14 protein-coding genes are annotated in these 12,379 nt (G+C 49.8%); 10 read left to right on the forward strand and 4 right to left on the reverse strand.

Annotation, left to right across the window (positions count from 1 at the left end; translation table 11 throughout):
• Positions 1-3 precede the first annotated feature (3 nt).
• The 5 genes from cyoB (at position 4) to SPM24T3_RS20035 (ending at position 5,399) form a co-directional block, all read left to right on the forward strand.
• Positions 4-1,995 carry a cytochrome o ubiquinol oxidase subunit I gene (cyoB, locus tag SPM24T3_RS20015; protein WP_009638637.1) on the forward strand — a complete coding sequence of 664 codons (1,992 nt, stop codon included), beginning with the start codon at positions 4-6 and terminating at the stop codon, positions 1,993-1,995.
• Entirely contained in the window at positions 1,985-2,605 is a 621-nt protein-coding gene (locus SPM24T3_RS20020) for a cytochrome o ubiquinol oxidase subunit III (RefSeq protein WP_009638638.1), read from the forward strand. The genes cyoB and SPM24T3_RS20020 overlap by 11 nt, the downstream gene beginning before the upstream one ends.
• Positions 2,602-2,934, forward strand: coding sequence for a cytochrome o ubiquinol oxidase subunit IV (locus SPM24T3_RS20025; protein WP_009638639.1), 333 nt, complete (start codon positions 2,602-2,604; stop codon positions 2,932-2,934). The genes SPM24T3_RS20020 and SPM24T3_RS20025 overlap by 4 nt, the downstream gene beginning before the upstream one ends.
• A gap of 17 nt (positions 2,935-2,951) precedes the next feature.
• Entirely contained in the window at positions 2,952-3,842 is an 891-nt protein-coding gene (cyoE, locus tag SPM24T3_RS20030) for a heme o synthase (RefSeq protein WP_037379263.1), read from the forward strand.
• A gap of 192 nt (positions 3,843-4,034) precedes the next feature.
• A complete protein-coding gene (locus SPM24T3_RS20035; protein WP_009638641.1) occupies positions 4,035-5,399 on the forward strand; it encodes an MFS transporter in 1,365 nt (454 codons plus the stop codon).
• Positions 5,400-5,481: 82 nt separating this feature from the next.
• On the opposite strand, the gene SPM24T3_RS20040 is transcribed toward SPM24T3_RS20035, so the two are convergent.
• The 3 genes from SPM24T3_RS20040 to SPM24T3_RS20050 form a co-directional block, all read right to left on the reverse strand.
• Positions 5,482-5,973: a YajQ family cyclic di-GMP-binding protein gene (locus SPM24T3_RS20040; RefSeq protein ID WP_009638642.1), complete on the reverse strand. Its 492-nt coding sequence runs from the start codon at positions 5,971-5,973 to the stop codon at positions 5,482-5,484.
• Between the two features lie 119 nt (positions 5,974-6,092).
• On the reverse strand, positions 6,093-6,416 hold the full coding sequence (locus SPM24T3_RS20045; protein ID WP_009638643.1) for an AzlD domain-containing protein: 324 nt from the start codon (positions 6,414-6,416) through the stop codon (positions 6,093-6,095).
• Positions 6,413-7,087, reverse strand: coding sequence for an AzlC family ABC transporter permease (locus SPM24T3_RS20050; protein WP_009638644.1), 675 nt, complete (start codon positions 7,085-7,087; stop codon positions 6,413-6,415). Before SPM24T3_RS20050 ends, SPM24T3_RS20045 begins: the two co-directional genes overlap by 4 nt.
• Positions 7,088-7,189: 102 nt before the next feature.
• Here SPM24T3_RS20050 and SPM24T3_RS20055 point away from each other — a divergent pair, with 102 nt between their 5' ends.
• From SPM24T3_RS20055 to SPM24T3_RS20075, 5 genes are all read left to right on the forward strand, one after another.
• Entirely contained in the window at positions 7,190-7,738 is a 549-nt protein-coding gene (locus SPM24T3_RS20055) for a helix-turn-helix domain-containing protein (protein ID WP_009638645.1), read from the forward strand.
• Between the two features lie 243 nt (positions 7,739-7,981).
• Positions 7,982-8,896, forward strand: coding sequence for a 2-dehydropantoate 2-reductase (gene panE, locus SPM24T3_RS20060; protein WP_009638646.1), 915 nt, complete (start codon positions 7,982-7,984; stop codon positions 8,894-8,896).
• Positions 8,856-9,446: a protein deglycase YajL gene (yajL, locus tag SPM24T3_RS20065; RefSeq protein WP_009638647.1), complete on the forward strand. Its 591-nt coding sequence runs from the start codon at positions 8,856-8,858 to the stop codon at positions 9,444-9,446. The genes panE and yajL overlap by 41 nt, the downstream gene beginning before the upstream one ends.
• A gap of 94 nt (positions 9,447-9,540) precedes the next feature.
• Positions 9,541-9,942: a hypothetical protein gene (locus SPM24T3_RS20070; RefSeq protein WP_009638648.1), complete on the forward strand. Its 402-nt coding sequence runs from the start codon at positions 9,541-9,543 to the stop codon at positions 9,940-9,942.
• A 174-nt stretch (positions 9,943-10,116) separates the two neighbouring features.
• Complete coding sequence (locus SPM24T3_RS20075) at positions 10,117-10,839, forward strand: phosphatase PAP2 family protein (RefSeq protein ID WP_009638649.1); 723 nt, start codon at positions 10,117-10,119, stop codon at positions 10,837-10,839.
• A 64-nt stretch (positions 10,840-10,903) separates the two neighbouring features.
• On the opposite strand, the gene thiI is transcribed toward SPM24T3_RS20075, so the two are convergent.
• On the reverse strand, positions 10,904-12,352 hold the full coding sequence (thiI, locus tag SPM24T3_RS20080; RefSeq protein WP_009638650.1) for a tRNA uracil 4-sulfurtransferase ThiI: 1,449 nt from the start codon (positions 12,350-12,352) through the stop codon (positions 10,904-10,906).
• Positions 12,353-12,379 lie beyond the last annotated feature (27 nt).

Below are 12,379 nucleotides of genomic sequence, written 5' to 3' on the forward strand. Positions count from 1 at the left end.
AAGATGTTCGGAAAACTAACGTTAAACGACATTCCATTTGATGTACCTATCGTCATGGTTACCGTTGGCGCTATCATTTTGGGCGGTATCGCCCTGTTAGCGGCAATTACCTATTTCGGTAAATGGAAATATCTGTGGTCAGAGTGGATTACCTCTGTTGACCATAAAAAACTGGGTATCATGTACATCATCCTTGCGATTGTCATGCTTATCCGCGGCTTCGCCGATGCCGTTATGATGCGTACCCAACAGGTTATGGCATCGGACGGTAGTCCCGGCTTCCTGCCACCGCACCACTACGACCAGATCTTCACCGCGCACGGCGTAATCATGATCTTCTTCATGGCGATGCCTTTCGTTATCGGTCTGATGAACGTAGTTGTACCGTTGCAAATCGGTGCGCGTGACGTTGCCTTCCCATTCCTGAACAACATCAGCTTCTGGTTCACCGCCGTTGCTGTGGTACTGATCAATATCTCTCTGGGTATTGGTGAGTTCGCACAGACAGGTTGGCTGGCCTATCCGCCGTTGTCAGGTAAGCTGTATAGCCCTGGGGTGGGGGTCGATTACTGGATATGGAGTCTACAGATATCCGGTATTGGTACCTTGCTGACCGGTGTTAACTTCTTCGCAACCATCATGAAGATGCGTGCGCCTGGTATGCCGCTGATGAAAATGCCGGTATTTACCTGGGCTGCACTGTGTACTAACGTCCTGATCATTATTTCCTTCCCGATCCTGACCGTTACTATTGCACTGCTGACTCTCGACCGCTATCTGGGCACCCATTTCTTCACCAATGATATGGGCGGCAACATGATGATGTACATCAACCTGATTTGGGCCTGGGGCCATCCGGAAGTGTACATTCTTATCCTGCCAGTGTTCGGTGTGTTCTCGGAAGTTACCGCAACCTTCTCCAAGAAACGCCTGTTTGGCTATACCTCACTGGTATGGGCAACGATTGCCATCACCGTGCTGGCGTTCATTGTTTGGCTGCACCACTTCTTCACCATGGGTTCAGGCGCAAACGTCAACGCCTTCTTCGGCATCATGACGATGATCATTTCTATCCCTACCGGGGTAAAAATCTTCAACTGGCTGTTCACCATGTATCAGGGTCGTATCACCCTGAACGCAGCAATGCTGTGGACCATCGGCTTCATCATCACCTTCTCCGTGGGTGGTATGACCGGCGTTCTGCTGGCGGTTCCAGGTGCTGACTTCGTACTGCACAACAGTCTGTTCCTGATTGCCCACTTCCATAACGTTATTATCGGCGGTGTGGTATTTGGTTGCTTCGCAGGTCTGACTTACTGGTTCCCTAAATCATTCGGCTTTACGCTGAACGAAAAATGGGGCGTGCGTGCCTTCTGGTTCTGGATCATCGGCTTCTTCGTAGCATTTATGCCGCTGTATGCTCTGGGCTTTATGGGTATGACTCGTCGTATCAGCCAGAACATTGACCCGCAGTTCCACACCTTGCTGTGTGTTGCCGCGTTCGGTGCCTTCCTGATTGCCTGTGGTATCGCGTGTATCTTCATCATGTTCTGGGTTTCTGTACGTGACCGTGAACTGAATCGCGACCTGACCGGTGACCCATGGGGTGCTCGTACTCTGGAGTGGTCAACTTCTTCTCCTCCTCCGTTCTACAACTTCGCTATCGTGCCACATATCCACGACCGCGATGAGTTCTGGGACATGAAAGAGAAAGGTACTGCTTACAAGAAACCGGCTAAATATGAAAAAATTCATATGCCTAAAAACAGCGGCGCGGGCTTTGTAATTGCCGTGTGCAGCCTGGCCTTCGGTTTCGCAGCTATCTGGGACATGTGGTGGTTAGTGATCGCTGGATTCGCCGGTGTTGTTATCACCTGGATCTGGAAAAGCTTCGACGAGGATGTTGACTACTACGTTTCAGTTGAAGAAGTTGAACGTATCGAAAACCAACATTATGAAAATATCAGCAAAGCGGGTGTGAAACATGGCAATTGATTCCCTGAATCCCCATAGCGCGGTCCATGATGAAGATCATGGTCACCACGACGCGGGTGAGACCAAAGTCTTTGGCTTCTGGATTTACCTGATGAGCGACTGCGTGTTGTTTGCAAGCCTGTTTGCAACCTTCGCAGTACTGGTACACGGGACCGCTGGTGGTCCCTCTGGTAAAGACATTTTCGAACTGCCGTTTGTATTGGTAGAAACCTTCTGCCTGCTGTTTAGTTCTATTACTTACGGCTTCGCAATGTTGGGTATGAGCAAAGGTAACGCGGGCGCTGTCAAAGGCTGGCTGTTCGTTACCTTCCTGTTCGGTCTCGGCTTCATCGGCATGGAACTCTATGAGTTCCATCACCTGATTAGCGAAGGTTTCGGTCCGGATCGCAGTGGCTTCCTGTCTGCATTCTTTGCACTGGTTGCTACTCACGGTCTGCACGTAACCTGCGGCCTGATTTGGATCATCACCATGATCGTTCAAATCAGCCGTCGTGGCTTGACCCCGACTAACCAAACACGTCTGATGTGTCTGAGCCTGTTCTGGCACTTCCTTGATGTTGTATGGATTTGTGTATTCACCGTTGTTTATCTGATGGGGGTCCTGGGATGAGTCATTCAGCAACTTCCCACGGCGGCGCAAGCCACGGCAGCTTCAAGTCTTACATGATTGGCTTCGTTCTATCGATTATCCTGACGGTTATCCCGTTTGCGATGGTGATGAGCAACACTGCATCACACTCGTTAATTCTGGGAACAGTCATTGCTTCAGCGATAATCCAGATCGTGGTCCATCTGGTGTATTTCCTGCATATGAATACATCATCGGAAGGACGCTGGAACCTGATTGCGTTCCTGTTCACCGCTGTGATTATCTTTATCGTTGTTGTGGGCTCACTGTGGATTATGTATAACCTCAACCTCAATATGATGGTCAGTTAAAAGCCGAGCTGCATGTGATGATTAAGAAATACCTGCAAGTAACTAAGCCAGGAATTATTTTCGGTAATTTAATTTCTGTCGTCGGGGGATTCCTCCTTGCTTCCAAAGGAAGCATCGATTTCCCTCTCTTTCTCGCTGCGTTTGTTGGCGTCTCGTTGGTTGTCGCTTCAGGCTGTGTGTTTAACAACTACATAGACCGCGACATCGACAAGGTAATGGAAAGAACGAAGAACCGAGTCCTGGTAAAAGGACTTATACCGCCGAAAACCACCCTGGTTTACGCTACTATCCTGGGTATTTTAGGCTTCGCACTGCTGTACGTTGGCGCCAACCCATTGTCTATGTGGTTGGCGGTAATGGGCTTTGTGGTTTATGTCGGGATTTATAGCCTGTACATGAAACGCCACTCAGTCTACGGCACGCTGATTGGTAGCTTATCCGGCGCAGCGCCGCCGGTTATCGGATACTGTGCCGTAAGCGGCCAGTTCGATACCGGTGCGTTGATCCTGTTGCTGATCTTCAGCCTGTGGCAGATGCCGCATTCCTATGCGATAGCCATCTTCCGCTTTAAAGATTATCAGGCAGCCAACATTCCGGTTCTGCCGGTAGTTAAAGGCGTTGCAGTCGCCAAGCATCATATTACGGTCTGGATCCTGGCCTTTATGATCGCCACTTTGATGCTGACACTCAGCGGTTACGCAGGTTATAAATACCTGATCGTCGCAGCGGCAGTGAGCGTTTGGTGGTTGGGCATGGCTCTGCGCGGATACAAAACTGAAAATGACATCGTTTGGGCAAGAAAGCTGTTTGTTTTCTCCATCGTTGCCATCACTTCACTGAGTGTCATGATGTCTGTCGACTTTAATGCAGCAGCAGCACCGAATCACTTGCTGGCCTACGTTTGGTAAGCTATTGAGTTAAAGGTTAAATGGCCGGTATCGCTACCGGCCATTTTTTTTGGATCTCTCGCCTGAAATACCCCAGTTTAAAAAACATTCTCGTCAATCTTGAGAAATCTGAAATATCTGCTAAACATCCAGCGATTTACCTGCGCGCAAAGAAAACACTACAATGACGCTGTTTGTAATTTTGAGGTAGCAATGAACGATAATCAAATGACTCGGCAGGAAAGTCGGGCAACCTGGGGACTAGGGACGGTATTTTCATTACGCATGCTCGGCATGTTCATGGTTTTGCCGGTTCTAACCACTTACGGTATGTCTTTATCCGGGGCCAGCGAAACCCTCATCGGTATCGCCATCGGTATTTACGGCCTGGCTCAGGCCATTTTCCAGATCCCGTTCGGCCTGCTCTCTGACCGCATGGGGCGTAAACCGCTTATTGTCTTCGGACTGCTGATCTTCACGGCAGGTAGTGTCGTTGCCGCCAGTACCGATTCCATTTGGGGCGTGATTATTGGTCGTGCGCTGCAAGGCTCGGGTGCCATTGCCGCAGCGGTCATGGCGCTAATGTCAGACCTGACTCGCGAGCAGAACCGCACCAAGGCTATGGCCTTTATCGGAATCAGCTTCGGTATTACTTTCGCCATCGCGATGGTATTAGGCCCAATCATCACCCACGCCTGGGGTTTGCACGCGCTGTTTTGGGCGATTGCCGTCCTGACACTTGCCGGCATCGTGATCACTTTAACCGTGGTCCCCTCCCCTGCTACGCATATTCTCAATCGTGAATCGAGCATGGTAAAAGGTAGCTTCAGTAAAGTGTTGACCAACAGCAAATTACTGAAACTCAACTTTGGTATCCTTTGCCTGCACATTCTGCTGATGTCGAGCTTTGTGGTCTTACCTCGAGTGATGGAGAGTGCCGGTTTCCCACCAAGTGAACACTGGCGCGTTTATCTGATCACCATGCTGACGTCATTTATCGCGGTGATCCCGGTTATTATCTATGCCGAGAAAAAACGCCACATGAAGCAGGTCTTTATGGGTTGCGTGGCGGTTCTCCTGCTTGCGGAACTGGTGCTGTGGTTTGCCGGTCTGCATTTCTGGGTAATTATTGCAGGTATCCAGCTGTTCTTCCTGGCGTTTAACGTGATGGAAGCGATTCTGCCTTCGCTAATCAGTAAAGAATCTCCAGCAGGCTATAAAGGCACGGCGATGGGCCTTTACTCCACCAGCCAGTTTATTGGCGTGGCGATCGGCGGCAGTCTGGGCGGATTTATTTTTGGTCATGCAGGAGCCGGGGCGGTATTCCTGGTGTGTGCGGCCATTGCCCTGGTTTGGTTCTTTGTCAGTGCGACCATGTCCGAGCCGCCTTATGTCAGCAGCCTGCGCATTACTCTTTCTGAAGAAGTGGCTAAAGACGCGTCGCTGGAATCACGCATGAAATCGCAACCTGGCGTTGCCGATGTCGTTGTGGTGGCGAGCGAACTGAGTGCTTATGTGAAAGTTGATACCAAACAGACTAATCGTCAGGCGCTTGAGGCGTTTGTTAGTCAGGCCTGATTGAAGTAGGTAGAAAAAAGGGGACTACGGCTGAGTCGTTTGTCCCCTTTTTTGTCATCCTTTTAGAAAGGAAGATTATTTTTTAGTCGCGGAAGTTCTTGAACTGGAACGGTTGTCCGAGATCGCCACCGCGCACCAGCGCCATTACAGCCTGCAAATCGTCGCGAGCCTTGCCGGTTACACGCACTTCATCGCCCTGGATCTGCGCCTGCACTTTCAATTTACTGTCTTTAATCAGCTTCACAATCTTCTTGGCCAGCGCGCTCTCAATGCCTGAATGCAGCTTGGCGTTGACGCTAAAGGTTTTACCGCTGTGCTCCATCTCTTTAGGAATTTCCAGTGCGCCGCCTTCAATGTTGCGCTTGAGCAAGGCAGAACGCAGGATATCCAGCAGCTGCTCGACCTGAAAATCTGAAACGCTGGCAACTTTGATGCTTTCGTCTTTTTCGTTCAGTTCAAAACTAGCCTCAACGTTGCGAAAATCGAAACGGTTGGCCAAATCACGGGTAGCATTCTCTACCGCGTTGCGAACTTCCTGCATATCAATTTCAGAAACAATATCGAAAGATGGCATTGTCGCTTCTCCCTTAAATTTATTTGTACGTAACTCTTCGATGGCCATCATAATACCTTCTTAGCTGCCCATTTCCAAAGACCGGCCGTACAAACTGAAGCTTCTGCCTGCTTTTAAGACTATTTTAGCCCCAATAGTCTTAGCCCAGCCGTTAAAGCCGCTGCAACAAGAATGACGACAATTAGAGGCCGCTTGCGCCAAGCAAGAAATGCCGCTACCGCGACGCCAGTCGGGCGAGCAAAACCGGCAAAGTCCTCCCCCTGATAAAAAGTTGCAATCGCGGCGACGGCCAACAGCAAAGTGGTTGCTGCATCGGCGAGCAATGCCGTCGCGTTGGCTGAAAGTGTCAGGCGACCGCCGAGTTTGAAACCGGCAAAACGGAATGCGTAGGTGCCCAATGCCAGCAACGCAATGCCCGAGATGATCAATGCTTGATGACTCATTTATTCCTCCCCCAGGCCGCCAGCCCCAGCAGCGAGAACAACACCGGTAGCCCGGTAGGTAACCAAGGCACCGCTGCCAATGAAATCAGCATTCCACTCAGCGCCCGGCGCAATGTTTGGCGCTGCCTCAATGCGGAAACTGTCAGCGCCATGATAATGGCGGGGAATACGGCATCCAGACCAATCACATTGATATCTGGAATGAATTTCCCCAAAGATCCGCCAATCAATACGCTGACCGGCCAGCAAACGGCTATACCAAGCCCGCACAGCCAATAGGCAATACGCGCCTTGGCCGGGCTTTTTTGTGAAACGCCGAATACCACGCTTTCATCATTCATAATGTGGCAACCAAACAGCTGACTGGCTTGATTATTTTTTCCGATTAATTCGTTAACCGCCATACCAAACGGCAGATGACGCGCATTAACCAATAGCCCCGCCGCCGCCCCGGCAAACGGGCTGCCGCCACCCGCCACAATGCTGACAAACAAAAACTCTGAGGCACCCGCCATCACCAGCAGCGACAATGTCATCGGCACCCAAAGTGGAAAACCGCTGGCCGTGGCCAACGATCCGTAAGATAACCCAACAACCCCGTCAGCCAGACAGACCAGAGCGATGGCTCTAATAACATCGCCCCCCAGAGGCGAAATCCATGATGAACGCATAATTCCTATCCCATATCGAACGCGTAGACTGTTATAATGAACAATCTGCAATAGACTTTCAAGTCGAACGATCGTTCGATATATAAAACGATGGAAGCCACGATGACTCAACCTATTAGTATTATTGCCAAAGCACTGGTGAGAGAACGGCAAAGAACGGGGCTGTCTTTGGCTGAAATTTCACGTCGCGCGGGAGTCGCTAAATCGACGCTGTCGCAATTGGAATCCGGCAACGGCAATCCAAGCATTGAAACCCTGTGGTCGCTTTGCGTGGCGTTGGATATCCCCTTTGCTCGCCTGATGGAACCGCAGGTGGACTCCTCACAAGTCATTCGCTTTGGTGAAGGCCCGTCAGTAACGGCCGAAATGGCCCATTACAAAGCCATCCTGCTCGCCACCTGCCCGCCCGGCGCCAGAAGAGATATCTACATGTTGATCACACAGCCGGGCGATGACCGCCATTCACACCCGCACTCACCGGGTGCCGTAGAACACATCATCGTGACAAAAGGCCGTGCTTTAATTGGCCCCGAAGACAATCCGGTAGAATTAAATCCCGGCGATTACATTTGCTATCCCGGCGATCAACCCCACGTTTTCAAAGCATTGGAACCCGATACCCATGCGGTTATGGTCTTGGAACAGAATTAACACTTGGCATAAAAGTGTGATCTGGGCCTCAAAAGGCTATACTTGAAATATAGATTTTACATTCTGGCAACATCTGCGTTTTATCTAAATGGCTTTAAGCTTTTGAGACACAATCTATACCCCTGTAGGTTTAGTGCTGTAACAAAGCAGCGAACACGTTAATCCCTCAAGTCAGTGACCAGGGTTAGCGAGGGATGTGAATACAGTTACTGTACGAAAGATGCGGGGTATATAGGAGCAAAAATGAAGGTTACTGTTTTAGGCTGCGGAGCACTGGGCCAGCTCTGGCTCTCCACGCTGTATCAGCAAGGACATGATGTGCAAGGTTGGGTGCGCATTCCCCAGCCGTTTTGCGCAGTGAACGTCATCTTTCCTGACGGACAGGCGTTTAATCGCAACTTGCCCACTAATGATCCACAGCATTTGGCCGACAGTGAACTATTGCTAGTCACGCTAAAAGCCTGGCAGGTCTCGAGCGCCCTCGGCGCATTGCTACCGCAGATTAACGAAAACTGCGTAATATTGTTGTTGCACAACGGCATGGGCACGATTGACGAACTGCCACGTCACCGCCAGCCGATTCTTTTGGGCGCAACAACGCACGCGGCCCGCCACGAAGGCAACGCGATTGTTCACGTTGCCGCGGGCATTACACATATCGGCCCAGGCAATACTCGCGGCACCGGGGCGAGTCACATTGCCGACATGTTGCACGAAGCCTTACCCGACGTGGCCTGGCACGACAATATTTTGCCTTCGCTGTGGAACAAACTCACGGTGAACTGCGTGATTAACCCGCTGACCGCGCTGTATAACTGTACCAACGGCGATCTGCTGGCCTATGGGGATCAGATTGAAAAAATCTGCGCAGAAGTGGCCGAAGTGATGGATTTCGAAGGTTATCAGACGCATAAAGATTCGCTGCTAAACTTTGTTTATCAGGTGATCGACACAACTTCGGCCAACCATTCTTCAATGCTGCAGGATATTCGCAATCAGCGTCACACCGAGATAGATTACATTACCGGATATGTGCTGCGCCGTGGGCGTAATCATGGCCTGCAACTGCCAGTTAACACCGCTTTATTTGAAAAAATTAAAAGAAAGGAAAATGATTATGAGCGTTTCGGCTCTGGTATGTCTGGCACCTGGCAGTGAAGAACTGGAAGCCGTCACGGCGATAGACCTGCTGGTGCGCGCCGGTGTCAACGTCACGACCGCCAGCGTTGCCGGGGATGGCAATCTTGAGATTCTGTGTTCGCGCGGAGTAAAAATACTCGCCGATGTGGCGCTAGTGGATGTAGCTGATGAAGATTTTGACGTCATCGTGTTACCCGGCGGCCTGAAAGGCGCAGAATGCTTTCGCGATAGTCCGCTATTAGTAGAAAAAGTCCGTCATCTCAACGTGACGGGCAAGTTGGTAGCAGCAATATGCGCGGCTCCGGGTCTGGTTCTTGAATATCACGATCTTTTTCCGGTGGCGAATATGACCGGCTCTCCTTCGTTGAAAGACAAAATTTCTGTCAATAAATGGATGGAAAAACGCGTGATGTTTGATCCTCGGGTTAATCTGTTGACCAGTCAGGGGCCAGGAACTGCTATCGAATTTGCCCTTAAGATGATTGACCTGTTGATAGGTAAAGAAAAAGCCGCCGAGGTTGCCTCACAGTTAGTGCTGTATCCAGGGGTACACAACTATCAAGACTAATTGCTTCGCTTTCGTTTCTTACTAGATTTAAGCGAAAAGTATAAGTTTTTGCGTTGCAACGGCTCTAAAATCTCATTTTTGAGCCGAGAACCCGATGACATCAATAAAGCCCTCTACCGCCAATGCGGTGTTTTATCCCTCTCATGTTAATCAGCCTCCGAGTGCCAATCCCACAAACCAAAGCACTGCCCAACAAATGGTTAAACAAATCAATGGATTAAAAAGCGCGTCAAAAATGCTCGAAAGCAATACTTCTGCGTTCAATAAAAAATGTAATAAGGCACTCAGATCGTTAGATAAAATAGTTAAATATCCAGACAGTAAGTGCGCCGCTGTTGCAGTAGCAAAATTAACTAGGCGAATGGATAAAATCTATGAATCCTCAAAATTTGCAGAGTTGCATGCAGCAATCCCTACCCCAATGGATCAGGTAAGAACTCGACTGTTAACTATGAACCTTGATCTTGTCAGGGATACGCTTACGCAAATTAGTTAATGCACTGGCTTTTCCCCAGTCGCCAAAGTTTTGAGGCAACTCAGAGCTTTGCGCGACCGTGGTCACAATAGCGTGCCATGCTCGTTGCAGTCCTATCAGTGGTTGTTATGATTTTATGTCTAAATATTTCATAAAGTAATAGAACTCATTGCAATCACCATAGGGAAATCAAGCGTGAAGAAATTAACCTCTGCCTTATTAATCAGTTTAGTATTAACCGGTTACGCTCATTCAGCAGATAAACATTACCTCACACTGCAAGACACAGCAGACAGCGTGCAGCTTCTGCCGCCGCCTCCCGCTTTTGACAGTGTGGCGTTTCTGGCCGATAAGGCTGCTTATGAGCAGGGAAAATATTTGCGCAATACGCCACGCGGCGAAATTGCCTACAGCGATGCCGACTCCACTGCCGATAACGTGACTAAAAACTTCTCGAAGCCTTTTGGCTTTGATATTGATGCAAAAAATACGCCTGCGACCTATGAACTGATTTCAACGATGAAAGAAGATGCGGGCGATTACGCCACCAAATCGGCGAAGGAAAAGTACAACCGTATTCGCCCGTTCGCTTTCTTTCATGAGCCGACCTGCCGCCCGGAAGATGAAAGTAAATTAGCCAAAAACGGCTCTTATCCATCAGGTCATACTGCAATTGGTTGGTCGATCGCTCTGGTGCTGGCCGAGATCAACCCGCTGCGCCAGAACGAGATCCTCAAGCGCGGTTTTGAACTGGGGCAAAGCCGAGTAATTTGCGGGTATCATTGGCAAAGCGATGTGGACGCGGCGCGGGTGGTTTCATCGGCTGTCGTGGCTAGATTGCACAGTAATCCGCAGTTCGTCAGCCAGTTGGAAAAAGCTAAAGAAGAAATTTCCAAAATGCAGTCAGCCAATAAATAAGCGGCCACTTAAGTAAAAAAGGGACTGCCGAAGCAATCCCTTTTTCATGCGCAATGCTTAACGACTAAGGGCGATAAACCTTAACGTTTTTATAGCCTTGCTCGTGCAGATACAGCGCCTGCAAGCGACTCATTACACCGCGATCGCAGTACAGCAGGTAGGTTTTGCTCTGGTCGAACGAGCCAAACACGCCGCCGAGTTTATAAAACGGCAACACCTCAACCTCAACGCCTTCAAGCTGCAGAGGCTTCTCTTCCTGCTCGTCAGGGGCACGGATATCCAGCACCACATCGGTTGCAGCAAATTCAGCCACGGTTTCAACTTCGGCAACTTCCTGCTCGGTTTCTTCGGCAATGGTGCGGATGTCCTGATTTCTGGCTTCGGAAATAACTTTTTCCAGAATCGAGAAATCAAACTGTTGTTCTTCCGCTTCAATCTTGGCTTTAATTGCCTTGACCGTCGGGCTTTTGGAAATCACACCGCAGTATTCTGGCATAGTTTTAGCAAAGTCTTCGGTGCCGATTTCACGCGCAATATCGATGATGTGCTGCTTGTCATGAGAAATCAGCGGGCGAAGAATCAGGGTGTCGGTGGCATTGTCAATCAGGCGCAGGTTCGACAGCGTCTGGCTGGATACCTGACCCAAGGCTTCACCGGTCACCAACGCCTGCACGCCGTAGCGCTCGGCAATGGTCGAAGCGGCACGAACCATCATGCGTTTTAATACCACGCCCATCTGGCCGTCTTCGATTTTCTCGAGGATTTCACCCACCACTGGCTCAAAATCAATGGCGATAAAACGTACCCGATGCGAACTGCCAAAACGGTTCCACAGATAATAAGCGACCTGTTTTACACCAATTTCATGGGCCGAACCGCCGAGATTGAAGAAGCAATAATGTACACGGCTGCCGCGACGCATCAGCATGTAGCTGGAAACACCCGAGTCAAAACCGCCGGAAATCAGCGACAGCACGTCTTCCTGGGTGCCGATTGGGTATCCGCTCAGGCCTTTATAGCGACTCTTAATCAGGACCAGCTGGTCGTCGTTGATTTCAAGCTTAACGGTTACTTCAGGGTTAGTGAGATTCACTGACGCCGAGGCAATATTCTGATTTAGACCGCCACCGACGTAGCGTTCAACGTCACCAGAGCTGAAGCTGTGCTTGCCGCGGCGTTTAACGCGCACGCAGAAGGTTTTGCCTTCCAGCTCTTCACGATAGGCTTCAAGAGTCTGCTCAAAGATGTGGTGCACATCGTTGTACGGACGGTCTTCAACCTCGAGTACGTGATTAATACCTGGAATTCGGCAAAGCATTTCAACAATCTGATCATGTTTGCTTTCGTCTTTGCTGCGAACTTCGATATGATCCCAATGGCGAACCACGGCCAAAGTCTCATCGCTAGGCTTCACAACGTTACGAATGCTGCTTGCAAGTATCTTAATGAAGCGCAAACGCACAGATTGGCTCTTGATGGTGATTTCTGGAAACAATTTAATGATAAACTTCATGGCATTCTTTTGTTGGCTGGTGAGAAT

It is taken from the genome of Serratia sp. M24T3, from assembly GCF_000257645.1.
Lineage (GTDB): Bacteria > Pseudomonadota > Gammaproteobacteria > Enterobacterales > Enterobacteriaceae > Rouxiella.

Excerpts from the sequence above, each read along its gene's own strand:
- cyoB (WP_009638637.1), top strand. The coding sequence starts at position 4 with ATGTTCGGAAAACTAACGTTAAACGACATTCCATTTGATGTACCTATC.
- SPM24T3_RS20020 (WP_009638638.1), top strand. The coding sequence starts at position 1,985 with ATGGCAATTGATTCCCTGAATCCCCATAGCGCGGTCCATGATGAAGAT.
- SPM24T3_RS20025 (WP_009638639.1), top strand. The coding sequence starts at position 2,602 with ATGAGTCATTCAGCAACTTCCCACGGCGGCGCAAGCCACGGCAGCTTC.
- cyoE (WP_037379263.1), top strand. The coding sequence starts at position 2,952 with ATGATTAAGAAATACCTGCAAGTAACTAAGCCAGGAATTATTTTCGGT.
- SPM24T3_RS20035 (WP_009638641.1), top strand. The coding sequence starts at position 4,035 with ATGAACGATAATCAAATGACTCGGCAGGAAAGTCGGGCAACCTGGGGA.
- SPM24T3_RS20040 (WP_009638642.1), bottom strand. The coding sequence starts at position 5,973 with ATGCCATCTTTCGATATTGTTTCTGAAATTGATATGCAGGAAGTTCGC.
- SPM24T3_RS20045 (WP_009638643.1), bottom strand. The coding sequence starts at position 6,416 with ATGAGTCATCAAGCATTGATCATCTCGGGCATTGCGTTGCTGGCATTG.
- SPM24T3_RS20050 (WP_009638644.1), bottom strand. The coding sequence starts at position 7,087 with ATGCGTTCATCATGGATTTCGCCTCTGGGGGGCGATGTTATTAGAGCC.
- SPM24T3_RS20055 (WP_009638645.1), top strand. The coding sequence starts at position 7,190 with ATGACTCAACCTATTAGTATTATTGCCAAAGCACTGGTGAGAGAACGG.
- panE (WP_009638646.1), top strand. The coding sequence starts at position 7,982 with ATGAAGGTTACTGTTTTAGGCTGCGGAGCACTGGGCCAGCTCTGGCTC.
- yajL (WP_009638647.1), top strand. The coding sequence starts at position 8,856 with ATGAGCGTTTCGGCTCTGGTATGTCTGGCACCTGGCAGTGAAGAACTG.
- SPM24T3_RS20070 (WP_009638648.1), top strand. The coding sequence starts at position 9,541 with ATGACATCAATAAAGCCCTCTACCGCCAATGCGGTGTTTTATCCCTCT.
- thiI (WP_009638650.1), bottom strand. The coding sequence starts at position 12,352 with ATGAAGTTTATCATTAAATTGTTTCCAGAAATCACCATCAAGAGCCAA.